Source organism: uncultured Ligilactobacillus sp. (assembly GCF_948826705.1).
Lineage (GTDB): Bacteria > Bacillota > Bacilli > Lactobacillales > Lactobacillaceae > Ligilactobacillus.
In genome coordinates, this window is sequence record NZ_CAQLEL010000085.1 from 1 (window position 1) to 24,306 (window position 24,306).

23 protein-coding genes and 1 tRNA gene are annotated in these 24,306 nt (G+C 40.8%); 3 read left to right on the plus strand and 21 right to left on the minus strand.

Going from position 1 to position 24,306, the window contains the following annotated elements:
• The coding region (locus Q9Q35_RS05765; RefSeq protein WP_304652554.1) for a glycoside-pentoside-hexuronide (GPH):cation symporter at positions 1-735 on the minus strand (735 nt) is incomplete at its 3' end.
• A gap of 293 nt (positions 736-1,028) precedes the next feature.
• Between Q9Q35_RS05765 and Q9Q35_RS05770 the strand changes: the two genes are divergently transcribed.
• Positions 1,029-4,022, plus strand: a complete 2,994-nt coding sequence (locus Q9Q35_RS05770; protein WP_304652555.1) for a glycoside hydrolase family 2 TIM barrel-domain containing protein — start codon at positions 1,029-1,031, stop codon at positions 4,020-4,022.
• A gap of 135 nt (positions 4,023-4,157) precedes the next feature.
• On the opposite strand, the gene Q9Q35_RS05775 is transcribed toward Q9Q35_RS05770, so the two are convergent.
• The 10 genes from Q9Q35_RS05775 to Q9Q35_RS05820 form a co-directional block, all read right to left on the minus strand.
• On the minus strand, positions 4,158-5,072 hold the full coding sequence (locus Q9Q35_RS05775) for an L-lactate dehydrogenase (protein WP_304652556.1): 915 nt from the start codon (positions 5,070-5,072) through the stop codon (positions 4,158-4,160).
• Between the two features lie 119 nt (positions 5,073-5,191).
• A complete protein-coding gene (gene yajC / locus Q9Q35_RS05780; RefSeq protein ID WP_304652557.1) occupies positions 5,192-5,539 on the minus strand; it encodes a preprotein translocase subunit YajC in 348 nt (115 codons plus the stop codon).
• Between the two features lie 80 nt (positions 5,540-5,619).
• On the minus strand, positions 5,620-6,765 hold the full coding sequence (gene tgt, locus Q9Q35_RS05785) for a tRNA guanosine(34) transglycosylase Tgt (protein ID WP_010688575.1): 1,146 nt from the start codon (positions 6,763-6,765) through the stop codon (positions 5,620-5,622).
• Between the two features lie 128 nt (positions 6,766-6,893).
• Entirely contained in the window at positions 6,894-7,937 is a 1,044-nt protein-coding gene (gene queA, locus Q9Q35_RS05790; protein ID WP_370648888.1) for a tRNA preQ1(34) S-adenosylmethionine ribosyltransferase-isomerase QueA, read from the minus strand.
• A 14-nt stretch (positions 7,938-7,951) separates the two neighbouring features.
• Complete coding sequence (gene ruvB / locus Q9Q35_RS05795) at positions 7,952-8,959, minus strand: Holliday junction branch migration DNA helicase RuvB (protein WP_304652559.1); 1,008 nt, start codon at positions 8,957-8,959, stop codon at positions 7,952-7,954.
• A gap of 19 nt (positions 8,960-8,978) precedes the next feature.
• Positions 8,979-9,584, minus strand: a complete 606-nt coding sequence (ruvA, locus tag Q9Q35_RS05800; protein ID WP_304652560.1) for a Holliday junction branch migration protein RuvA — start codon at positions 9,582-9,584, stop codon at positions 8,979-8,981.
• A 71-nt stretch (positions 9,585-9,655) separates the two neighbouring features.
• Entirely contained in the window at positions 9,656-11,635 is a 1,980-nt protein-coding gene (gene mutL / locus Q9Q35_RS05805; RefSeq protein WP_304652561.1) for a DNA mismatch repair endonuclease MutL, read from the minus strand.
• Between the two features lie 15 nt (positions 11,636-11,650).
• Positions 11,651-14,257, minus strand: a complete 2,607-nt coding sequence (gene mutS / locus Q9Q35_RS05810; RefSeq protein WP_304652562.1) for a DNA mismatch repair protein MutS — start codon at positions 14,255-14,257, stop codon at positions 11,651-11,653.
• Between the two features lie 163 nt (positions 14,258-14,420).
• Positions 14,421-14,624 carry a hypothetical protein gene (locus Q9Q35_RS05815; RefSeq protein WP_010688568.1) on the minus strand — a complete coding sequence of 68 codons (204 nt, stop codon included), beginning with the start codon at positions 14,622-14,624 and terminating at the stop codon, positions 14,421-14,423.
• A gap of 131 nt (positions 14,625-14,755) precedes the next feature.
• A complete protein-coding gene (locus tag Q9Q35_RS05820) occupies positions 14,756-15,205 on the minus strand; it encodes a universal stress protein (RefSeq protein ID WP_304652563.1) in 450 nt (149 codons plus the stop codon).
• Between the two features lie 163 nt (positions 15,206-15,368).
• Here Q9Q35_RS05820 and Q9Q35_RS05825 point away from each other — a divergent pair, with 163 nt between their 5' ends.
• The gene (locus Q9Q35_RS05825; RefSeq protein WP_304652564.1) at positions 15,369-15,929 is read left to right on the plus strand and encodes a nucleotidyltransferase family protein; all 561 of its coding nucleotides are present in this window, start codon (positions 15,369-15,371) and stop codon (positions 15,927-15,929) included.
• A gap of 50 nt (positions 15,930-15,979) precedes the next feature.
• On the opposite strand, the gene Q9Q35_RS05830 is transcribed toward Q9Q35_RS05825, so the two are convergent.
• The 8 genes from Q9Q35_RS05830 to pepV form a co-directional block, all read right to left on the minus strand.
• Positions 15,980-17,407 carry an APC family permease gene (locus Q9Q35_RS05830; RefSeq protein ID WP_304652565.1) on the minus strand — a complete coding sequence of 476 codons (1,428 nt, stop codon included), beginning with the start codon at positions 17,405-17,407 and terminating at the stop codon, positions 15,980-15,982.
• A gap of 235 nt (positions 17,408-17,642) precedes the next feature.
• On the minus strand, positions 17,643-17,975 hold the full coding sequence (locus Q9Q35_RS05835; protein ID WP_304652566.1) for a hypothetical protein: 333 nt from the start codon (positions 17,973-17,975) through the stop codon (positions 17,643-17,645).
• Between the two features lie 40 nt (positions 17,976-18,015).
• A complete protein-coding gene (locus Q9Q35_RS05840) occupies positions 18,016-18,354 on the minus strand; it encodes a hypothetical protein (protein WP_304652567.1) in 339 nt (112 codons plus the stop codon).
• Between the two features lie 31 nt (positions 18,355-18,385).
• Positions 18,386-18,841 carry a universal stress protein gene (locus tag Q9Q35_RS05845; RefSeq protein WP_304652568.1) on the minus strand — a complete coding sequence of 152 codons (456 nt, stop codon included), beginning with the start codon at positions 18,839-18,841 and terminating at the stop codon, positions 18,386-18,388.
• A gap of 154 nt (positions 18,842-18,995) precedes the next feature.
• Positions 18,996-19,080, minus strand: a tRNA-Leu gene (locus Q9Q35_RS05850).
• A gap of 46 nt (positions 19,081-19,126) precedes the next feature.
• Positions 19,127-19,402: a hypothetical protein gene (locus tag Q9Q35_RS05855; protein WP_039936049.1), complete on the minus strand. Its 276-nt coding sequence runs from the start codon at positions 19,400-19,402 to the stop codon at positions 19,127-19,129.
• A gap of 20 nt (positions 19,403-19,422) precedes the next feature.
• A complete protein-coding gene (locus Q9Q35_RS05860) occupies positions 19,423-19,659 on the minus strand; it encodes a hypothetical protein (RefSeq protein WP_004048435.1) in 237 nt (78 codons plus the stop codon).
• 254 nt (positions 19,660-19,913) lie between these two features.
• Positions 19,914-21,314, minus strand: a complete 1,401-nt coding sequence (pepV, locus tag Q9Q35_RS05865; RefSeq protein ID WP_304652569.1) for a dipeptidase PepV — start codon at positions 21,312-21,314, stop codon at positions 19,914-19,916.
• Positions 21,315-21,466: 152 nt separating this feature from the next.
• Between pepV and Q9Q35_RS05870 the strand changes: the two genes are divergently transcribed.
• Positions 21,467-22,309: an NAD(P)H-hydrate dehydratase gene (locus Q9Q35_RS05870; RefSeq protein WP_304652570.1), complete on the plus strand. Its 843-nt coding sequence runs from the start codon at positions 21,467-21,469 to the stop codon at positions 22,307-22,309.
• Here the strand turns inward: Q9Q35_RS05870 and Q9Q35_RS05875 are convergent.
• Complete coding sequence (locus Q9Q35_RS05875) at positions 22,280-23,005, minus strand: pseudouridine synthase (protein ID WP_304652571.1); 726 nt, start codon at positions 23,003-23,005, stop codon at positions 22,280-22,282. The genes Q9Q35_RS05870 and Q9Q35_RS05875 overlap by 30 nt on opposite strands.
• A gap of 1 nt (position 23,006) precedes the next feature.
• On the minus strand, positions 23,007-24,306 hold a 1,300-nt coding region (locus Q9Q35_RS05880; protein ID WP_304652572.1), incomplete at its 5' end, for a polysaccharide biosynthesis protein.

The following is a 24,306-nucleotide window of genomic DNA, read 5'->3' on the forward strand; positions in this document are numbered from 1 at the left end:
AACAGCGCCGATACCAGCCGTATCCTCTTCGTTTTTCCGAAGATCATTTTCAACTTCGCGAGTCCCAAAACCAACGGCTAACGCACTAAGAAAGGCAGTAGCACAGACGATGAAGGCAAACCAAAACCAACCACGATCATCACCAGTCCCGCCATTACTTTGAAGTGAGAAGAACAACACCAATGGCATTACGACGACTCCGACTAAAGAACCACCGATCGTTGAACCGATACGAGCTAACGTTGCGATCTTTTCACGTTCCCGTGAATCAAAGGAAAGCGCTGGTAGCATCGACCAAAAACCGATATCTTTAAAGGAATAGAAGATATCCATCGTGATATACAACACGGCAAAGATAAAGAGGTATAACCAAGGGTTTGACTTATTCAAGCCACCCATATTAGTAAATAAGATCAAAAGCGCGATCGAACTGATCGTCCCACCGACTACGACCCAAGGACGAAAATGTCCCCAACGCGTTTTTGTCCGATCGATCGCATTGCCGATAAAAGGATCGATCAACAACTCAACGATCCGCAAGATCATGATGATCAAGGTCACATAACTGATCAAACGGTTATTAGTTGCTTTATCACCCGTATTAAAAAGGTGTGAGGTAATGAACATGATCAAATAACTTGATAAGGCAGCATAAAATACGTCATTACCAAAAGCACCAAAAGTATATGATAAACGTGAAGTAAACTTACTTACAGGGCGTTCTTTTGTTTCCATCATAATTCTCCTAACTATAATTACTATTTCTTTTACAACTCTAATCTTAACCGCTTTCAAAAGATAAATCAAGGATTATTTACTAAAAATTACTTAACTTTATATTTGTAGTCGTATCACTTGACTTTTTTGACTGCGTTCTCTTCATAAACAATTAGATATTTTAGTAATTTAATTTTCTCTTAAAAGTAATATTTTTACTAAATATAACTTGAATATCTAAATGTAATCGTTTACGATAGAGATGTAGCAGAACTTAAAAATTACTATCTATCCAAGGAGGAAGCCTACTGATGCATGTAACAAAACCAAAATTGTCTTGGCTTGAAGACCCAACTGTCTTTGCCGTAAATCGTTTAGCCGCTCATTCCGACCATGAGTTCTACAGTGCTAAAACAGGTAAAGATTCACTAAAACAAAGTCTAAATGGAACTTGGCGCGTTCATCTCGAACCTGATATCGCTAATCAAAAACTTGATTTTATCCGACCTGATTTTGATTTTGGACGCTTTGACTACATTCAAGTTCCCGGTCATTTACAAACACAGGGATTTGATGGTCATAAATATGTTAATACCCAGTATCCATGGGATGGTCACGAAGAACTCCGACCCCCTAAATTACCTAAGAAAAATAAAATTGCTTCTTATATCAAGACCTTTGAATTAGATCACGCGCTAAAAGATAAGCCCGTTCATATTTCATTTCAAGGGGTCGCTACTGCCTTTTATATCTGGCTAAATGGCCACTTTATCGGATACAGCGAAGATTCCTTTACTCCAAGTGATTTTGATCTAACGCCATATTTAGTCGAAGGACAAAACCATTTAGCCGTTGAAGTCTTTAAATATAGCAGTGCTAGCTGGATCGAAGACCAAGATTTCTGGAGATTGAACGGGATCTTCCGCGATGTCTTCTTGTATGCTCTACCTAAAGCTCATCTAGCTGATATCCACGTTACCGCAGATCTAGCCGATGACTATGAAACTGGCATCTTTGAACTAAAAGCAAGTGTGACTGGTCAAACTGCTGGTAACTTTTTACATGCGCGTCTCTTAGCTCCCGATAAGCGCGTTGCTTTTGAGACTAAGGTGCCTTTGACACAGTCGATCGATTTAGGTCAAGAATTGAGCCAAGTAGCACCTTGGAGTGCTGAACTTCCAGAACTATACACACTTGAATTGACTTTAGAAGATAAAGATGGAGCAGTTTTCGAATTTGTTCCCGAAAAAGTCGGTTTTAGACGCTTTGAGATCAAAGATGGTCTGATGCTTTTGAATGGTAAACGTATCATCTTTAAAGGGGTCAACCGCCACGAATTTGATCCTAAATTCGGCCGTGCTATCACCAAAGAAGATATGTTATGGGATATTAAATTTATGAAACGCCATAATATCAATGCCGTACGAACATCCCACTACCCTAACCAAACGCTTTGGTATCGCTTATGTGATGAATATGGGATCTATTTGATCGATGAAGCTAATCTTGAATCCCACGGTTCTTGGCAAAAACTTGGCGCCTGCGAACCATCTTGGAATATCCCTGGCAACCTACCAGAATGGGAACCGACCTGCATCGATCGAGCTAACAGCATGTTTGAACGTGATAAAAACCATCCTAGTGTACTCATCTGGTCATTAGGTAATGAATCCTATGCTGGAACAGATATTGCAGCAATGGGCGATTATTTACGTCACAAAGATCCGACCCGTGTCGTTCATTATGAAGGTGTGACTTGGAATCGCGAATTTGACTACATTACAGATATCGAAAGTCGAATGTACGCTAAACCACATGAGATCGAAGAATATCTCCAAAACGCTCCTAAAAAACCGTATATCTCATGTGAATACATGCATGCTATGGGAAATTCTGTCGGTGGCTTAGAGCTCTACACTAAACTTGAGAAATATCCTCACTATCAAGGTGGCTTTATTTGGGATTACATTGACCAAGCGATCTATCAAAAATTAGGTGATACGACACGCTTGGCTTATGGGGGCGATTTTAATGACCGTCCAAGTGATTATGAATTCTGTGGCAATGGTTTGGTCTTTGCTGACCGGACGATCTCTCCTAAAGCCCAAGAAGTCAAGCATCTATACGCTGACATTAAGATAAGACCCGATGAAACTGGCGTCACATTGACCAATGATGGCTTGTTCACTGATAGTGCAGACAACTACTTTACTGCACGTGTCTTACAAGACGGCAAAGTTGTTTTTGAAAAAGACTATCAATTGATCGTCTCACCTCAAGAAAGCAAGCACTTTGACCTTGAGCTTCCATTACCTAAAACAGGTGAGATCATCTATGAAGTTCAACAACATTTAGCTAAGGATACAGCTTGGGCTAAAGCTGGCTTTGAGATCAATTTCGGACAAACGGTGATCCGTCAAGCTCTACCTAAATTTAACGCTCAGGGTACACCAAAAGTCGCTATGGGAGATGTCAATATCGGTATCTCAGGTAAGAACTTCGAAGTGCTCTTATCTAAAGACAAAGGTGGTTTGGTCTCACTTAAATACAGTGGCCAAGAATTTATTACGAAAACACCACAATTATTATTCTGGCGTCCAATGACAGATAATGACCGTGGCTGTGGTCATGGCTTTGAACGCGCAATGTGGTTAGGTGCTGGCAAATTTGCCAAGGTCATTGATCTTTACGTCACACCTAAAGAACACGCCATTGAAGTAAGTTACACCTATGAATTACCATTACCAAAGCAAGTCACTGTTCAAGTTACGTATTTGGTTGATGGAACAGGTAAAGTCAACGTAAGTGCCAAATATCTAGGACACCCAGATCTACCATCCTTACCGACATTTGGTCTTGAATTCAAGTTACCCGCTAAGTACAACAACATGACTTACTATGGTCGTGGTCCAGCCGAAAATTATCTCGACCGTAAACTTGGAGCACGGTTAGGAACGTTTACTACGACTGCTAAAGACAGTGTCGCTTCCTATTTAGTTCCACAAGAGACGGGTAACCACTGTGATGTCCGCTCCTTAGTACTTACAGATGATAAGCTTGGACTAAAGATCAGTGCTGATAAACACGCATTTTCAGCTAGTCTTTTACCATATAGTACGATGATGCTTGAAGAAGCACTACATCAAGATGAACTACCACCAGTTCGCTTTGCTTGGTTACGTCTCATGGCTGACCAAATGGGAGTCGGCGGTGATGATTCTTGGGGTGCACCAGTTCACGAAGCTTACTTACTCAAAGCTGATAAACCACTAGAACTCAGTTTTACACTCGAACCCTTAAATTAAAAGTTTGATTTTTAGATAGGTACTTTGCGATGGTAAGGTGCCTATTTTTATGCCATAACGCCTAATAGATGATAAAAAACGCCAGGATGTAGTTTCCTGACGTTTTTTATCATCTATATAGGTCTCACACGTTGTCTAATCCTTCCCAAGTTGGGCTACATGATCTTTGATATATTGTACTGAGCGTGCAAGTTGCTCTTCTTCTTTAGTATTTAACTTGAGCTCAACTACTTCTTCGACCCCATCAGCCCCGATGATCGCTGGATAACCGATGTATGTTCCTAAAGCTTCAACATATACTGAAGCGGGAGCAAATAATTTAGCATTAGACATGACTGCTTGCGCTAAACGCACTCCACAAGTTGCGATCGCATAAGAAGTATAACCCTTACCACTTGCCACTGTCCAAGCTCCTTCAGATGGTTTGCTATCTAAAGCTTCGATCTCAGCTAAACTCAAGATCTCCGTGATCGGTTTATTATTAGCTCGAACTGTTGACCAAGCGTTGAATTGGGAATTACCATGTTCACCTAGAACATAACCATCAATATTACGACTGTCTTGATGTAAGTAATCCCCCACTACATGTTGCATCCGCGCTGTATCCAAGAAAGTCCCAGTTCCAAAGACACGGTTGCGTGGTAACCCAGTTTCTTGTTGCAAGATCGTCGTGATCGCATCACATGGGTTGGAAATATTGATCAAGACTCCATTAAAACCAGCTTCTTTTAACTTGCGCCCGACTTCGACCGCATTTTTGCTGTTGATCTCAAATTCTGCAAAACGATTACCGGTTCTGACACTAGCTTGAATATCACCAAAGGCAGTGATCACAACATCGGCATCTTTTAGATCAGCGTAATCTTGGATCTTGATCTCGGTGTGATATGGCATCCGTGGCATTGCATCTTCAAAGTCCAACTTTTCAGCCAAGACTTTTTTATCATTGGTATCGATCATCACAAGTTCGTCTGCGATCCCTTGAGAAACGATCGTATAAGCTACAGTTACACCAACATTGCCAATTCCGATAACACCTAATTTTCTCATTTAAAATTCCTCCCCACTGATGCTCAGGCATCAATTAGTTTGTTTCATAATACTCCGTTTTACTAAAACTCGCAAGTAAAATCTACTAAAAAAGGATGTCACACAGACATCCCCCAAAATTATTTATCTTCTTTTGTTTCATCTGCCACAACTGAGTCATTTTTATCTTCAGTTGTTGTGGCCGTGGTCGTTGTTTCAGCTGCTTTCTTTAAAACGCGAGCGATAGCTGAACGAGTAAAGTCAAGGTAAACTCCATCGCAATCGATCGTTACGATGTTTTTATCTGTATTTACTTCACTTACGACCCCATGTAAACCACCGATAGTCACGATCTCATCGCCTGGTTTCAATGCGTTCATCATTTCTTGATGCTGTTGTTGTTGTTTCTTTTGTGGTCTGATCATCATGAAATACATCAAACCGATCAAAACAACAAACATTACGATTGTTGAAATTGAAGAATTCACAATATTTGCCTCCTTATATATATGCTCCTTATAACTGTATCAAAAAAATCTACTAAAAACTAGCGTAATTGCCTTAAGAACTAAAAGTTTTTTGGATTTTTAACATTCAAACCATACTCTTCAAAGAAATGTTCTTTAAATTCAAGCAAATTGTCATCCATGATCGCTTGGCGAACTTGCTTCATCAAATTGAGCAAGAAATACAAGTTATGATAACTCGTCAAACGTAAGCCAAATGTTTCATCAGCTTTGAACAAGTGACGCACATAAGCCCGAGTGTAATTACGGCAAGTGTAGCAATCACAGTTATCATCGATCGGTGAGAAATCACGCGCATATTTAGCATTTTTAACGACTAAACGTCCATGTGATGTCATACATGTACCATTGCGTGCGATCCGTGTTGGCAAGACGCAATCAAACATATCGACCCCACGTAAGACCCCATCGATCAAAGCATCTGGGGAACCAACGCCCATCAAGTAACGTGGTTTGTCTTCGGGAAGTAATGGTGTTGTAAAGTCTAAGACCCGATTCATTTCGGCTTTAGATTCACCAACTGATAGTCCCCCGATCGAATAACCTGGGAAATCTAACGAAACAAGGTCACGGGCACTTAATTTACGTAGATCTTCATGCCCGCCCCCCTGAACGATCCCGAATAAAGCTTGTTTTTCAGGATTTTGGTGCGCCTTTAAGCCACGTTCCGCCCAACGGCTTGTCCGTTCAACTGATTTTTTGATGTAATCATAACTTTCGTAAAATGGTGGGCATTCATCAAAACTCATCATGATATCCGAGCCCAAAGCATTTTCGATCTGAATCGCTTTTTCCGGTGACAAGAAGAGCGGTGCCCCATTCAAGTGGCTCTTGAAATGGACGCCTTCTTCTGTGATATTGCGCATATCAGCTAGCGAAAAGACCTGAAAGCCACCGGAATCAGTTAAGATACCTTGATCCCAGTTCATAAACTTATGCAGACCACCAGCTTCTTTAACTAGATCTTCGCCAGGGCGTAACCACAAATGATAGGTGTTGGATAAAATGATCCCAGCCCCCATTGCCTTTAGTTCCTCTGGTGACATAGCTTTCACGGTCGCTTGGGTCCCAACTGGCATAAACATCGGTGTTGGAAATGTACCATGTGGAGTGATGATCTCACCTAAACGCGCGCCAGTATGCTTTTCTTTCTTGATCAAACGATATTTAATTGCTGGTTCAGTCATCTATTCGTGATATAAAAATGTGGAATAGCATACATATATGCCATTTAGAAAGAATTATATCCTTCCTTTCTCAATTCTTTTTTATCTTATCCCCCACATTTCATCTTTCTAGGGAAATTATGCTTGCTTTAATAAATAAACATTGCATCACCAAAGCTAAAGAAGCGGTACTTTTCTTCAACTGCGTGGCGATAAGCATTCAAAATATTTTCACGCCCTGTAAAGGCTGAAACTAGCATTACTAATGTTGATTTTGGTAAATGGAAATTAGTGATAAAGGCATTAACTACTTTCCATTCATAACCTGGCTTGATAAAGATATCGGTCCAACCGCTGTCAGCTTTGATCTCACCGTTAAACTTGCTTCCGATCGTTTCTAGCGTCCGGATCGAGGTCGTCCCCGTAGCTACGATCCGGCCACCATTTTTTCGAACTTCATTTAATGTTTCAGCCGCCTTTTCAGACAAGCGGTAAAATTCACTGTGCATCTTGTGCTCTTCAATATTATCTACACTAACTGGTCTAAAAGTTCCTAAACCAACATGTAATGTCAAGTAGACTAATTTAACACCTTTAGCTTCGATCTTAGCCAACAACTCTTCCGTAAAGTGGAGTCCAGCTGTAGGAGCAGCCGCAGAACCGACTTCTTTAGAATAAACTGTTTGATACATTTCAGGATCATCTAATTTTTCCTTGATGTATGGTGGTAACGGCATTTCACCCAAGCTTTCTAAAACTTCTAGGAAGATACCATCGTATTCAAATTCAACGATCCGACCACCATGTTCAAGTTCTTCTTTGACAACAGCCGTTAATTCACCGTTGCCAAAGCTGATCTTAGTCCCAACTTTAGCCCGTTTAGCTGGTTTGACCAAGGTCTCCCATTGATCACCTTTGATATTATTTAAAAGTAGCACTTCCAAATGTCCACCAGTATCTGGTTTGACACCATAGATCCGGGCTGGCAAAACGCGTGAATCATTCATGACTAAAGCATCACCAGGCTCTAAACGGTCGATCACGTTATAAAAATAGTCATCTTGATATTTTCCTGTTTTAGAATCTAAGACTAACATCCGTGATCGATCGCGATGTTCCAAAGGTGTTTGCGCGATCAGTTCTTCGGGTAGATCATAATCAAAATCTTCGGTCGTTAAATGTTCTTCTGTCAAAAAAATCATCCTCTTTAATTTTTGGTATATGGTAGGCGTAAATGCTCATACGCCAAAGGGGTCACAATACGCCCCCGAGCAGTTCGTTTGATAAACCCGATCTGTAAAAGATAAGGTTCGATCATATCGGCGATCGTTTCAGTATCTTCCCCGATATTGGCAGCTAAAGTGTTCAACCCCACTGGCCCACCGCCGTATAATTCGATCATTGTTCTTAAAACTTTATGATCGGTCTCATCTAAGCCCCGCTCATCAACATGTAGCATCTCCAAAGCAAATTTTACGATCTCAAGGTCGATCTGATCCTTGGCTGCTACCTGTGCAAAATCACGCACGCGCTTTAATAAGCGATTGGCCACACGCGGAGTCCCCCGCGAACGGCGTGAGATCTCCAAGGCTCCTTGCTCGCTGATCGCAGTTGAAAAAACACTTGCAGAACGGGTAACGATCTGTGCTAGCTCAGCGTCAGTGTAGTAATTCATATGCTCGACGATCCCAAAACGTGCGCGCAAAGGTGCAGACAACATACCAGCTTTAGTCGTAGCTCCGATCAAAGTAAACGGTGGCAACGGAAATCTGACTGGATGAGCAGTCGCATCTTGTCCAACGATGATATCGATATAAAAATCTTCCATCGCTGAATAGAGCATCTCTTCAATACTCTTTGGCATACGATGGATCTCATCGATAAATAGCACATCACCTGGTTCAAGCTCATTTAATAGTGCTACTAGGTCACCTGGACGTTCAATGGCCGGCCCTGTCGTCGTCTTGATCCTAACTTCTAATTCATTAGCAATGATCGTTGCTAATGTCGTCTTCCCTAAACCAGGTGGTCCATAGAGTAAGACATGGTCAAGTGATTCTTGGCGACTTTTAGCTGCTTTAATATAGACCGCCACTTTTTGCTTGATCTTTTCTTGGCCGATATATTGAGCTAATTTTTGCGGACGTAAACTCAATTCTGTTTGCTCATCATTTTGATCAAAAGCCGCATTGGAGATCAGACGCTCATCTTCCATCCAAATCAGTCCCTTCTACTTATTTTTTCATGATCAAGCGTAATCCTTGTCGCAAATAAGCATCGGTCGAATCGCCAGTGTAAGTTTCCAACTTCTTAGCAACTCGCTTGATCTCAGTTTTCGTATAACCTAATGCGGTCAAGGCTTCGATCGCTTCTTGTAAATATGGCTGCCCAGTCGTGGTCAACTCGATCCCTTGTTGCCCGACGAGCTCAGTCTGGTCTAGATCATTTAACTTGCCCTTCAAGTCTAAAATGATCTGCTTAGCCGTTTTCTTACCGATACCAGGGAAATTAGTCAAGTAACCATCATCTTCTTGTTCGATCGCGTTGATCAACCCACTATGGTCTTCACTGGCTAAGATCGCTAGCGCACTTTTGGGTCCGATCCCCGAAACATTCAGTAACTTCAAGAAAAGTTGCTTTTCAGCTTCATCGACAAAGCCGTAAAGCATGATCTCGGTCTCACGAACGGCTTGGTGCAAATAGATCTTTTGCTGACGGTCAAGATCGACTTGATAGCGAAATGGATTAGCTACAAATACTAAATACCCCATTTGATCACGCTCAACTACGATATAACGCGGAGTAACTTTAACTATCGTCCCAATGATATATTCATACATAAATTTCCACCTGTTCTTTTTCTACATGCCTTTTAATGTTACCACAGAAACAGCAACTTGACCGAAATTTTTTACAATTCTGTCTGTTTTCCTTGATGTGGATCTTGGATGCGTTTGAACATCCGCTCAAGCTCTGAGTTGCTAAAATGCACCAAAGTCGGTCTACCATGCGGACAATTAAATGGATTATTACATTTGGCCAGTTGTTCCAACAAAGACTTAGCTTGAAAATCATCCAAATGGTGATTGGCCTTGATCGACCGCTTACAGCTCATCATGATCGCTGTTTTTTCGCGAAATTTTGCAACTGTCAATTTATGATCTTCTAAAAACCATTCGATCATTTCTCTGACCGTGTCTTCTTCTTGCCCTTTGATGAACCAGGTTGGATGGTGTCTTACGATAAAAGTATTTTGTCCAAACTCTTCTAATTCGATCCCTAACTCGGCTAATTTAGTGCGATTTTCACTGATCTTCAGTGTGTCTGTGGTCGGATAAGATAAGATGATCGGCACCAGCAACTCCTGCTGCGCTTTTGAAACTTCCCCGATCGCTTCACGGTAGTATTCATATTTACACCGCTCTTGGGCAGCATGCTGATCAACTAGGTATAAGCCATCTGCTGCTTGCGCCAATAAATAAGTTCCATGGAGTTGTCCGATATAAGTTAACCCAGGAAATTTTTCTTTTATCTGCGTTTGGCTAGCCTGATCATCATTATGCTCAACTTCTAGTTCTGCAGTATCTATTTGCTTAGTTTGTACTTTTGCTTGATACTTTTCATCCCACACTTTGAGCTCATCAGAGTCTAGTTGGCGCTTATCTTCAATGATCACTGGCTTAGTTAGCGTCACATCTTGTGCTTTAGCATTAGTTTCTTGAGACTGTTCTAAAGAACTTCCCATCAAGAGCTGGGTTATCTCAGCCGTTGAACGCTTTGGTTTTGTTTTTACTTCATAACTATCACTTGTTTCGGCTAATGTAAAGTCTAACTGTTTTGCTTTAGGTTCACGTTTAGTTTTAGGTTTTGAGCCAAGATTTTCCAAGGCGCTCGGGATCAGATTTTCTTTAGCTAAACGCGCATAGATCGTTTGTTCGATCAGATCCGCTAACTGCTCTTCTTTACTGATCCTGACCTCTTGTTTGGTCGGATGCACATTGACATCAACTAATAAAGGATCTAAGTGAATGTCGATGACCCCAAAAGGATAGCGTCCGACCATCAATTTTGAGCCATATCCTTGTAAAACTGCTTTTAGCAATTGCTTATTTTTGATATATCTTCCATTGATCAGTAAACTGATATAATTTCGTGAGGCGCGCGTCAATTTAGGTAATGACACATAACCTTGGACCTTAAAATCTAGGTCTTCCCCCGAAAAAGCCACCATTTGACGGGCATTTTGGATCCCATAGATCGCACTTACCGTTTGGATAAGTTTGCCATTTCCCGCCGTTTGCAAGATCCGTTTACCATTATTGTACAAAGCAAAAGCGATCTCACCGTGACTTAAAGCCAAACGATTGACGATATCACTGATCGCGGCTAACTCTGTCTGGAGTGAACTGAGATATTTTAAGCGGGCAGGTGTATTATAAAATAGGTCAGTTACCGTGATCTTTGTGCCTTGGCGCATGGCTGCTGGCTTATGGGCGGTAACTTCTCCACCACGTACATGATAAAACGTTCCCTGCGTTTCAGTCTGAAGTGCGGTCTCCAAACAAACATCAGCTACTGAGGCAATACTTGGTAACGCTTCGCCCCGAAAACCTAGTGTACTTACTTGAAAAAGGTCTTGGCGATCCTTGATCTTACTTGTCGCATGCCTAAAAAATGCCAACGGGACATCTTCAGCAGCGATCCCTTCACCATTATCGATCACAGTAACTTCTTTGATACCTGCTTCTTTAACATAAATATCAATCTGCGTACTGTTAGCATCGATCGCATTTTCTACCAACTCTTTGACCACTGAGGCTGGCCTTTCAACAACTTCACCGGCTGCGATCTGATCGGCTAAAACAGTCGCTAACTCATGGATTTTAGCCATTTTCGTCTCACCTTGCTATTTTAATTTTTCTTGCCACTTAAATACTGCATTCATTATATCCATCGGCGTCATTGCCATTAAATTCAGATCCAAGATCTCATTCAAAACATCCTTTTCTTTATCAACAGATCCCCTTGTTGTTACAACTTCGGGGCTAAAGAGCGAAAGTTGTGCTTCACTATCATCAGCTTCAACTTGAACTGAAGCGACCTCTTTAAGCGGAACTGTCGTCTTTTTGGCCTCTTTTCCTTCTAGTTGATGTAAGATCGTATCAGCTCGAGTCAATAAACTTGTGGGCATACCAGCTAATTTTGCAACATGGACCCCATAAGAACGATCAGCGGGACCAGCTTGCATCTTGTGTAAGAAAACTAATTCGCCGTCTTTTTCAACTGCACCAACGTGAATATTCGCCAAACGTGGCAATTCTTGTTCAAGTACAGTCAGTTCGTGATAGTGTGTCGAAAAAAGAGTCTTAGCTTTGACTTTATCATGCACATACTCAATGATCGCTTGTGCTAAGGCCATTCCATCATAAGTAGCCGTCCCACGCCCTAACTCATCGAAGAGCAGCAAGCTATTTGGTGTCGCTTGTTTTAAAGCTAAATTAGCTTCTTTCATTTCGACCATGAAAGTTGATTCTCCCGAGATCAGATCATCAGCCGCTCCGATCCGGGTAAAGATCTGGTCAAAGATCGGCATTCTTGCTTGTTTAGCTGGGACAAAACATCCCATCTGCGCCATGATCACACTGAGTGCCAATTGTCGCATATAGGTACTTTTCCCAGACATATTTGGCCCTGTGATCAATAAGATATCCAACTTTGAAGCCATTTTGACATCATTTGGGATATAACTTTGCTTACCTAGAACTTTTTCGACGACTGGATGCCAACCATCGACGATATCCAAGGTTCGCTCATTTTGACTCAACATTGGGCGGACAAAATGGTTATCCTCGCTAACAGTTGCAAAACTTTGCAAGACATCTAATTGGGCGACCTTAGCTGCCAATTTTTGTAGTCGCTTGATCTGGTCTTTGATCTGATCACGGATCTGGGTGAACAATTGATATTCTAGCTCATAGGCTTTAGTCTCTGCGCCTAAGATCAATTCTTCTTTTTCCTTTAATTCAGGCGTGATAAAGCGTTCGGCATTGGTCAGTGTCTGTTTTCGTTGATAACGCTCCTGTGGAAGTTTTTTGACATTAGCCTTAGAAACTTCAATATAATAACCAAATACGCGGTTGAAACCGATCTTTAGATTGGAGATCCCCGTTACTTGACGTTCACGTGCTTCTAACTGAGCTAACCACTGCTTACCATTTTTCATCGCATCGTTGTACTCATCCAGCTGAGCGTTATAGCCAGCTTTTATCAAATTACCTTCAGTGATCGATAACGGCGGTTCATCGACGATCGCCTGTTCGATCAGATCTGCGACATCTTCGACTGGATCTAATTCGGTCAAAAAGTCACGATAAATATCTTGGTCTAGTTGTTCTAAAATATAGCGGATCTGCGGAATATGAGCTAACGAGGTCCGTAGCTGTACTAGATCACGACCATTGACATTGCCAAATGCTACGCGTCCAGCTAAACGCTCAAGATCATAAACTTGGGTCAATTGTTCAATGATCCCAGAGCGTTCAAAATAATTATCCAATAGATCTTCAACGATTTCTTGTCGCTGCTTTATCTGCTTAAGATCTAATAACGGGCGCCCGATCCATTGTTTCAATAGACGAGCTCCCATAGCCGTTTTAGTCTCGTCTAATAACCAAAGCAAGGTCCCAGATTTTTTATGTGTCCGTAAATTTTTCAATAATTCTAAATTACGTTGGGCATTGTGATCTAATTTCAAATAGTGGGATGGTTCATAGTGGATGGCTTTTTGTAAATGGGCTAAAGAGCGTTTTTGCGTTGTAGTCAAATATGCTAGCAATTGCTTGACAGTTTGCTTTTCCAATGTCTGCTGGAGATCTTGGCTTACGTACGAAACTTCTGCGCTTGGCATCATTTCTGGTTGATCTGACATCAAAACTTTCAGCTGTTCTAATAATGTTTGCGTTGGCTGACTGAGTGAATCATCGACCACGACTTCTTTAGTCTGCAAACTCATCAATTCATTTAGGAGAGATTCTCTACTCGTTAAGGTCGCAACTTTGATCTCACCTGTCGATAGATCAGCATATGCAAGACCATATTGGCCGTTTTCTTCATGTAGCGCTGTTAAGTAGTTGTTTTCTTTAGCTTCACTTGCATTTTGGTCGATGATCGTCCCGGGTGTCACTAATTGAACTACTTCACGCTTGACCATCCCCTTAGCCGTTTTAGGATCTTCAACTTGTTCACAGATCGCTACCTTATAGCCTTGATCAACTAAAATATCAATGTAATTTTGTGCAGCATGATGTGGTACACCACACATCGGGATCGGATCGACCGCATTTTTATTACGCGTCGTCAAAGTCAACTCAAGTATCTGAGCTCCTTTGATCGCATCGTCGTAAAACATCTCATAGAAATCCCCTAAACGATAAAATAAAAAGGCGTCGGGATACTGTTTTTTGACTGCCAAATATTGTTCCATCATTGGCGTCTTTTTTGTCTTTTGTGGCATCTATCCAAAAATCCTTTCTAAACTAAAAAATGGGTCCGTTCCACCCACTTACCAAACTGATTCTCTTGTTAATTTTATCATTTTAAGCTAGATTTTGCACCATGCTATCAGACACTAAAAACAGGAAGCGATGTATCACTTCCCGTAATTGTTTTTTCCAATTCTAATCTTCTGCAGCATCCATCGCTTTTAAGATCACTCCTAGATGATCTCGGCGGTCTTTTGTATCTTTTAGCTTAGCATCATATACAGCCACCAGATGGCTACCACGTTTAGTTCCATGTAATTTTTCGCAAACATTGGTGAGCTCGGCACATTTTTGCTCCGCTAACTGATACTCATGCAAAATATCAAGTTTATTGCCCATCACAAAGCCTCCCAAAAAACATAAATTGATCTTGACTTGACTAATTTACCACTTTTAACTGTATTTGTTAACAATCTTTTTTTAAGATTTCGTTACAAAAAAGTTTCGCCTGTAATAATAAAAAAATTTAACTATTCATTGACGACCAGTGTATCTACCTTAGTGTTTCGAACTACATACGCTGCCGTCGAACCTAAAATAAAATGATCGAGCTTATTTAGACCGGTTGCACCAATGATCACCAATTCAGCCTGATACTTCTTCGGTAACGTTTCGCTCAATACCACCTTAGGATCACCGAAAACGACTAGTGCTTGATGCTTGACTTGCTCAGGTAGCTTTGCTTGATATTTGGCCAACATTTTTTGTGCCTGCTCTTGTTTTACTTCAAGTTGCTTAGCTGACAAAGTGTTGACCTCAAGTCCAGGCCCTCCAAAACCTACTTGGAGTTCTGGTTTGACTACGGTGACCAAAACTAACTTAGCATCCATGAGTCGTGCTAATTCCCCGGCTTTTTCAAGGGCACTAAGTGAATTAGTCGAACCATCTAGTCCAACTAAGATCGTTTTATAGTGTTTCATTTGCAAAGACCTCTTTTCAAAATATAGCTACATCTCCGCCTATATTTTAGTTCAATCCCTTGATAATTGACAGCAAAAAGACTGCTGTTTTCTTTTTGCCAAATCCAAATTGATGTGCTATTGTAGAAAAATGCGAAACACTTTGAAAGGAAGCCGCATACCTATGACATTAGATGAACAATTGTTAACATTGATCCAGAAAAGACCTGAATTTCGTGAAGTTTTTACGATCTTAGATAAAATGCATCTTAGAGACGCTTTTCTTTGTGCCGGAAGTATCCGCGACCTAGTTTGGTCTAAACTCGAAGAAAAACCATTCAATTTGATGCTTGGAAATTTAGACATCTATTACCGTGATCCTAATGAGTCCTACGAACAGTATCTAACACGTAAAACTGAACTAAATCAGCGTCACTCTAAATATCTGTGGGAATTGACTAATATTTCACTTGATAATCCTCATAGACTGGACTTTCAAGGTAAAGATACGCTAGCTGACGTGATCGCGACTTTTCCTGAAACCTGTAGTGCCGTTGGAATTTGTCGCTCACCAGCAACAGATTTCGAATTTATTGCGCCATACGGTCTAGCCGATCTATTTTCAGAAAAGATCGTTCCTACATCAGCTTACCTTGAAAAAAATACGCTCGAATCTTTTCAAAGGCGAGTCGAGCGTAAAAAATGGTTGCAAAACTTTGAAAATACAACTTTAGTTTTGCCTTGATATTTTTTAGAAACAAAAAATGCGTGAAAGATCTTCACGCATTTTCTTATCTATTTTTGTTTTTCTACATTATTCATCCCATAGAAAACATAAACTAAAAGTCCCAGTATAAACCAGATCCCGGTGACTAATTTTGCCATGTGATCTAAACCTAAGAAGACAAACAAAGCACCTAAAAATGCTACCGCTGGCAAGACTGGATAAAGTGGCATCTTAAAGCCTGGTATTGGTAAGTCTTTACCTTCACGTGGACGTAAGCGGTAGATACCGATCGTTACAAACATAAAGGCGATCAATGTCCCAGCTGAGATCAATTGCGATAAGAAGGCAAATGGGAAGATCGCCCCTAAAACGATCGCAACACCAGACAATAAGATCAAGGCATGATTTGGTAAGTTGTTCTTATCTAACTCACCCAACCACTTAGGTAACAATCCATCACGTCCAAATGAATAAAGCAAACGTGAACCAGCTAAAGTCATCCCGATCAAGGCAGTAAACATCCCGATCACAGCGATCGCTTGGACCACTGTCGCAACGATCGGATAACCTGCATGACGTAAAGCCCAACCAACTGGTTCAGCATTACCAGTATAGTTTGAATAATGGAACATACCGACCAAGACTAAAGAAACACCTGAGAATAAAATGACCGCGATCACCAAGGAACCCAAGATCCCACGTGGCATCGTTTTAGATGGGTTCTTAGCTTCGGCCGCATTAGCCGCGATCGAATCAAAACCGATATATGATAAAAAGATCGATGAAATACCGGCATATATCCCTTGCCAGCCACCAAATGAAGTCCCATCGGCATTGACTTTGTGAGCTGGAATAAATGGATGGTAATTAGCTGTTTTGATAGCTGTTGCACCAACAACGATGAAAATTAAGATCGCAGCTACTTTCAAAATAACCAATAAATTTTCAACAGCCGCCGCACCAGATGTTCCGCGTGAAAGTAAAATAGCGACTAAAACAACTACTAAAATCGCCAAAATATCAACTACGCCACCATTAGTTCCAAATGCTGCCGATAACTGTGCTGGTAATTTAAAGCCTAGTGGTTCCAAAAGGCCTTGTAAATTAGCTGAAAGTCCTGAAGCAACAAAGGCAACAGCGATAAAGTATTCAGCTAGTAAGGCCCAACCTGCGATCCAGCCAAAGCCTTCACCAAAGACAACATTTATCCAAGAGTAAGCTGAACCAGCAAATGGTAAGGCAGATGACATTTCAGCATATGCAAAGGCAACTAGCCCAGCAACGACCGCTGCTGCTAAAAAGGATAAAACAACAGCAGGACCTGCATGTTGAGCTGCCACGATCCCTGGAAGTGTAAAAATTGAGGTCGATACGATCGTTCCTACACCTAACGCTAAAAAGTCCTTAACACCCAAAACTTGAAGTAGATGGGCATCCTTTTTTTGATACTCTTTTGGATCTTTTTTATGCGTCATCTTTTTCCACAGTTTACCCATAGAAAATCCCCCTATGATAAATTTTTTCTGAAAGTTTAGATTAGAATAAACAGATTATAGCAAAGCATTTAGAGATTAGTCAATACGAAAAATTAAATAAATTTCATTATTTTTTCATATCCATTCTAAATTTCCCTCAGTCTTTTTCCCGTTTCAATATTTTCTTTTGCCAGTTATTAATAGTAAATTAATTTAATAAAGTCTAAAAAAATAGTGGCTTCACTCATCGAAGCCACTATTTTTCAGTCTTAAAGTAATAGCTCATAAAGTAGTACGGAGCTATAATTATCTCTAAACACATTTTCGAAAATGATTTTACTAAATTAGTTAAAAGTTCACTATCGACCTGACGTTTTGTCTTAGGTTTAGAACGGCGTAATTGGCGTTTTCCTTCAACGACTACTTTACTTTGTTTAGTTAGTAATTGTTGGCGTCGATTATATGGAAATAACATCAAATAATTACTGATCGTATAGTAATACAATACTGACCGCCAAGCTTGATCAGAAATTAACCGACACAACGCCAATAAGACGATCACTGCCGCTAGTCCATCTAATAATATCATACTGTATCGTTTGATTTTCTTTGCCTCACATACAAACTTATTATTTAGCTGCTAAAATATTTAGGGTCGCAATATTTCCACGCAATACAATAATATTGCAGATAGAATATAAACTGAGAAAGAACGCTAATTCCTCCATCTCACCGACAAAAGCAACTAACAATGCAACCCAGAAAAAGACTCGCCCTAAAATATTCCATTTCTTCTTGTCTTGATTGATCGCTTGCAAGCGCGCACTTTCATCGGGCAAAATATCTTCTGGCCGGCGCAACAAAGATGAAGTCTGTAACTTAGACAAACGCCAAGCTAAGCGCAAATTATATGCCGATAAAACGATCAGTGCAGTATAGATCACAAGTGAAATAGTATTGATTTGCATCCTTGACCTTTCTCTGAAAATAAATTGATTCTTAACGTGCAATGATAACATCACACTTAGCGACACGAGTAACATAATCAGTTACCGCACCAACTAATAACCGTTCGACTGGATTTAAGCCAGTTGGCCCCATAACGATGAGATCATTTTCATGATCATCAGGGAATTCACGCGCGATCACGGCTCGTGGCGAACCAAAACGTGCATGAGCCGTTACATCTTCTAGCCCTTGTTTTTTTACACGTTCAACTAAGGTATTCAAATAACCTTCAACATCTTCAAATGTTTGGTAGACCGCATCACCATTAGCGTCGACCATCCCACCAAAGCTAACGGAAAATTGCTTGAGATCGATCACATTTAAAATATCTAAGTGTGCTTTATTTCGTAACGCGATCTCAGTTGCACGCTCTAAAGCTTTTTCAGCTGTTTTGGAACCATCAACTGGCACTAAAATGTTGCGGTATTCTTGTTTGATCAATTCCATAATCCTCCACTCCCAACTGGTTATTTAAATGTTTAACTATACTTAGATTATAGCATTTTTTCCGTTAGTTGTCCTGAGCGACACATGTAAGCTAAAAAAAGACCTGCGAGCCAGTAAACACTGACCTACAAGTCACAAGATAGGTAAAGTCTTATGCCACTAGCAGGAGTCGAACCTGTACTTGGATAAACCAAACAACGACCTGAACGTTGCGCGTCTGCCAATTCCGCCATAGTGGCATTAACTTCTACTATTTTACACTAAAACACCAAATAGTCAAGTAACCTAGTTTAAACTGATCACAGTTCCGTAACCATGTAGCATCAAATATTTAGGCCCAACTGAAACACGAACGATCTGGGGCTCAAAACTAACGCCAATGATCCCGTCACCATCTTTAGCGACTGCGCGTTCGATCAAAATATCTTGAACTTGCCGATAGAGTTCATCGAAATTATCAACTTCATCAAGCTGTTCTGCCGTCAAAGTTTTTTTGACGGTCGCATGCACGATCCCCTTGATCGTGTAAGCTTGTTTGACTTCACCTGTAGTTAAAAACAATTGATTCACCTCATTGATCATTAAAGAAAGATTCGATAATTATGCTGAGTGATATTTATGATCTCGCGCCGATTGGCCTTAGACCGCTTGCGTAATAAAGTATCAAGCATCTTTTTTAGCTTGGCATCATCGTCTAATTTAGGCAATAGGCTGTTATCAACTCGCAAAAAAAGATCTTCACGCCGACTTAAAACTTTAAACAGTGTTGTTTTCTCATCACTTTGGGCTGAATTCTTTTCCAAAAAACCTTTCTTCATCTTAAATCCTTGCTATATAAAATGCAAACAAGTACATCGTTCATACTTGCGAAAGAAATATAGTTTTTCCTTTCTATAATTACCGCAAACATGGCCCACGGTCCTTATTTCAAGTAATCCCAGCTTCACATTTTGAACTTTCTAACTGTTACTTACTCCGCTAGGCTAATGTTACTCTAACTTCATTTTACGCCCTTTTTTTGAAATTATCAAAAAAAGACTGCCATTCGACAGTCTTTCACTAAAAACTATTCTTATTTGATCAACTCATAGATCGATTGAGCATAGATTGCAGCTGCTTTCACAAGATCATCGATCGGCATAAATTCATTTGCTTGGTGCATTGTATCTGGTACACCTGGGAACATTGCGCCAAAAGCGACCCCACGTTCCATCAAACGACCGTATGTTCCACCACCAACAACTTTACCTTCGGCTTGTTCACCTGTTTGTTCTTGGTAAACGTTGAGCAATGTCTTGACCAATGGATCTTCAGGAGAAACGTAATGTGGCACTTGTAATTTACCACTACGACGCACTTCGATATCTAATGGTTGAGCAGCTTTCTTCAAACCAGCTTCGATATCTTTTTCATCTGTACCTTTAGGGAAACGGAAATTAAGGGTGATCTGTCCGCCTTTGCCTGCTTCAAAATTGTAGATCCCTGAGTTCATCGTCAGATCTCCCATGATCTCATCGGTATAAGCAACACCAAAAGCTTCCATCCGTGAATCTTGATGTAAGTAGTCAGCCGTGAACTTGATAAAGTTAGCTGCTGCACCACCAAAATCGAATTGTTGTAAGAAAGTTGCCATATAAGTAGCCGCATTTTCCCCATTACGTGGTTCTTGTGCATGGGCAGCTTTACCAATAATATGCAAGTAGACCTTGCCTTCTTTCAAGTAAGCTGTCCCTGTAATAGGATTTTTAGCTACAAATTCATCAAAAGCACTCAAAATAGTTTTAGTATCTTGAGCTTTCAAGTAAACTTCTGCATCACGTGGCACCATATTTTCACGCAAACCAGCTTCAAAGCTAACTAATTCAACTTTACCACCATTGGTTCCAGCAAAATCAGCAACAAAGCTAACATTGCCTTTTTCACCATTGATAATTGGGAAAAAGGCATCAGGTGAAAAGCCAAAATCAGGTTGTGGCATTTTTTCAAAGTAATGGGTCATACCACGCCATTGACTTTCTTCATCAGTTCCTAAGATAAAACGTACCTTTTTTGAAACGGGTAAGCCAAGCTCCTTAACGATCTTTAAGCCGTAATATGCAGCCATACTTGGTCCCTTATCATCTGAAGCCCCACGTGCGTATAAACGTCCATCTTTTTCAACAGGTTCAAATGGATCTGTATTCCAACCGTTACCAGCTGGCATAACATCTACGTGAGCTAGCATCCCTAATGTTTCAGGACCATCACCATATTCAATGTGTCCAGCTAAGCCATCTAATTCAAGTGTTTCAAAGCCATCACGTTGACCAATTTCTAAAAATTTGTCTAAAGCTTCCTTAGGACCTGGTCCAAGTGGAGCTTCAGGGGTTCCTTTTGCTTCATCGCGCACACTTTCGATCCGAAGCATGGTCTTTAAGTCCGCCAACATATCGTCTTTGCGTTTAGCGGCTTCTTCTTTCCAATCGATTGTCATAAAAATCCACCTCTTATTTAGATTCGATCTCCTCCCTATTTTAGCATAAATTTTGACAACTTCCACCTTAACACTTATCTTATCAGTTGAAAAATATAATAAAATGACTTACCTTGGACATAGAATATCTTTAGCGATCGGAGTTGGATACAATGGAAACTATGAAAAATTTGACCGTAGCTTGTCTAAAACAAGTTATCAAGCCCCGGCCTAAGCAAAGTCACAAAGGAAATTTCGGTAAGATCTTGATCATCGGTGGTAACAAAAATATGGGAGGTGCTGTGATCATGTCTGCTAGCGCTGCAGTCCATGCCGGCGCCGGTCTTGTCACATGTGCTACAAATAGTTCAAATTTTTTTGCACTTCATGCTCGCTTACCTGAAGCAATGGTCGTTGATCACAGCGACTTTGAAGCTTTGACCCAAGCTATAAAACAAGCTGATACGATCGTCATTGGACCTGGTCTAGGTCTAGACCAACTTGCAAAACAGATATTGAAAATAACTTTAACAGCGGTAAGACCAACTGCCACTTTGATCATTGATGGGTCAGCGATCACGCTACTTGCACAACAAAACGAGCCCTTTTACCCGACATGTCAGGTGATCTACACCCCACATCAAGCCGAATGGGCTCGTTTATCTGGACTAGCGATCGCAGAGCAACTGCCTCAGGCAAATCAGAGCGCCCAACAAAAACTAGCTGCTCACGTTGTTTTAAAAAAGCATCACACTGAGATCTATCACCGTGATAATACGCTCAGCCGGTTGCCGATTGGTGGTCCCTATATGGCGACCGGTGGCATGGGTGATACTTTGACTGGGATCATCGCTGCTTTTATGGGGCAATTCAAAACACTAGCTCCAGCTGAGGTTTTAGATGCCGCCGTTTATTTGCACAGCGCCGTTGCAAGTGAACTCTCCCAAAGTAAATATGTTGTTTTACCGACCGATATTATTGAACATTTACAAACTTTCATGGCGCAATTTAGCTAATTCCTGCTCGCTTAAGGGACGGTAATCCCCCCGCTTTAGAGTGGGATCGAGTTTTAAACTCCCCATTTGAAGACGTTCTAACTCCAAAACTTTCATTCCTACTGCTGCAAACATCCGCTTCACTTGATGATATTTGCCTTCTGTGATCGTGATCTCGATCACAGATCGCTCATGTGCTTTATCAACAGTTAAGATCTTCAACTTGGCAGGTTTTGTTTTTTCGCCATTTTTTAACGTCATTGAACTAGCAAAGGTCACACAAGTTGCTAGCGTCACTATTCCTGCGATCTGGGCGATATAAGTTTTAGCTACATGTTTTTTGGGGCTTAGCAATTCATGACTCATTGCCCCATCATTTGTTAAAAGCAACAATCCTGTCGTGTCTTTGTCTAAGCGCCCCACCGGGAAAAGTTTTTGGTTACTTGCAGGTTCGACCAAAAGATCTAAAACGGTTTTCTCGACCCTATCCGTGGTCGCCGAAACTACTCCTTTAGGTTTGTTTAGCATATAGTAATAATAATTTTGATACGTAAGTACTTTTTGTCCTACCATAACCTGGGAAATAGTAGGATCAAGTTGAAATTTTCCGTCAGTGGTGACCTCACCGTCAACACTGACGCTTTTTTTACGTAACAATTTTTTTACTTCAGAGCGTGTCCCCAATCCCACAGTCGTTAAATATTTATCTAATCTCATCTTATCTCCACCTAAATATCTTTTGTAATTTACTTGTCACTTTTGTGCCTAAGATCCGTTGTAATAGATCCAGTTTAAAACAAGCCAGTAAATATAGATAGCCTCCGACCCCAACGGCTAGGCTCAAAACCACCAAAGCTGACCAGCGATTATTCCCGGGAAATATCCTATAATAACCACCTACGAACAGTAACGTCACGCCAAACATCAATAATGCTACCATAAACATCTTATTGACATTAACTTGTAACTGTCCCGTCGGTAAATTATACTTCAAATATAAAAAGCGAAGCATTAAATAGCTGGCCCAACTCATCGCGATCCCTGTCGCTAAGAGTGGTCCAAAAACACCCAACCAAAGAGTCAATGGATATTGAAGGACTAATTTTACACCTAACCCCAAGGTGGTATATTTGATAGCTTGTTTGTTTTCATAGATCCCTTGCAATAATGAGCCTAAAACGTTAAATAGTCCCATTGCTAATGCCACATACGCCGAGATCGCTAAAACAAAGATCCCTGTTGCTTCATAACCGTAAAATACTAGGTAAAGCGGGCGACTGACCGCAGCCATCCCCAAGACAGCTGGTAACATTACAAAAAACAACAACTCTAGAGATTCTAATAGTTGTTTTTTCATCAAAGTACCATCGCGTTTAGCAACAGCTTCACTTAGAAGTGGTATCGCTGTCGTTGCCATCGCGGTCGATAGTGCCACCACGATCATGATCAACTTATTGGCATTCCCCGCAAACAGAGCATACAAGGCATTGATCTGAGCCATACTATACGCACCTGCTTGTTGCATGATCACAGGAAATGTAAACTGGTCGATCAAATTAAACATCGACATCGCACATGCAATAAAAATAAATGGCAAAGCTTGATATAATACCTCTTTTAATAAGGTCTTATTTGTTATTTCGAGCTGATCGTTACTCTGAGATACTAGCTCATCTAATCTTTTTTTATGTTTAAGATAGTAGCCCACTAACAACAAAGTCCCACCTATAGCGCCGATAAAAGCAGCAAAAGTCGACTGCCAAACCCCTACTTCAAATGGTAGCCCCATAACTTTGATCGTGATATAGGTCGCTAACAACATATAGATTATTCGCAAAAATTGTTCGATCAATTGCGATAAAGCTGATGGTGCCATATCCTGAAAGCCCTGAAAATATCCGCGCAAAAGACTCATTGACGGAATGATCAATAAAGCTAAAGCTAATGAACGATAGATCGAGACCATTCTTGGATCACCTTGTGAGATAAAAGGAGCGATCAACCAAAAGACAAGCGTA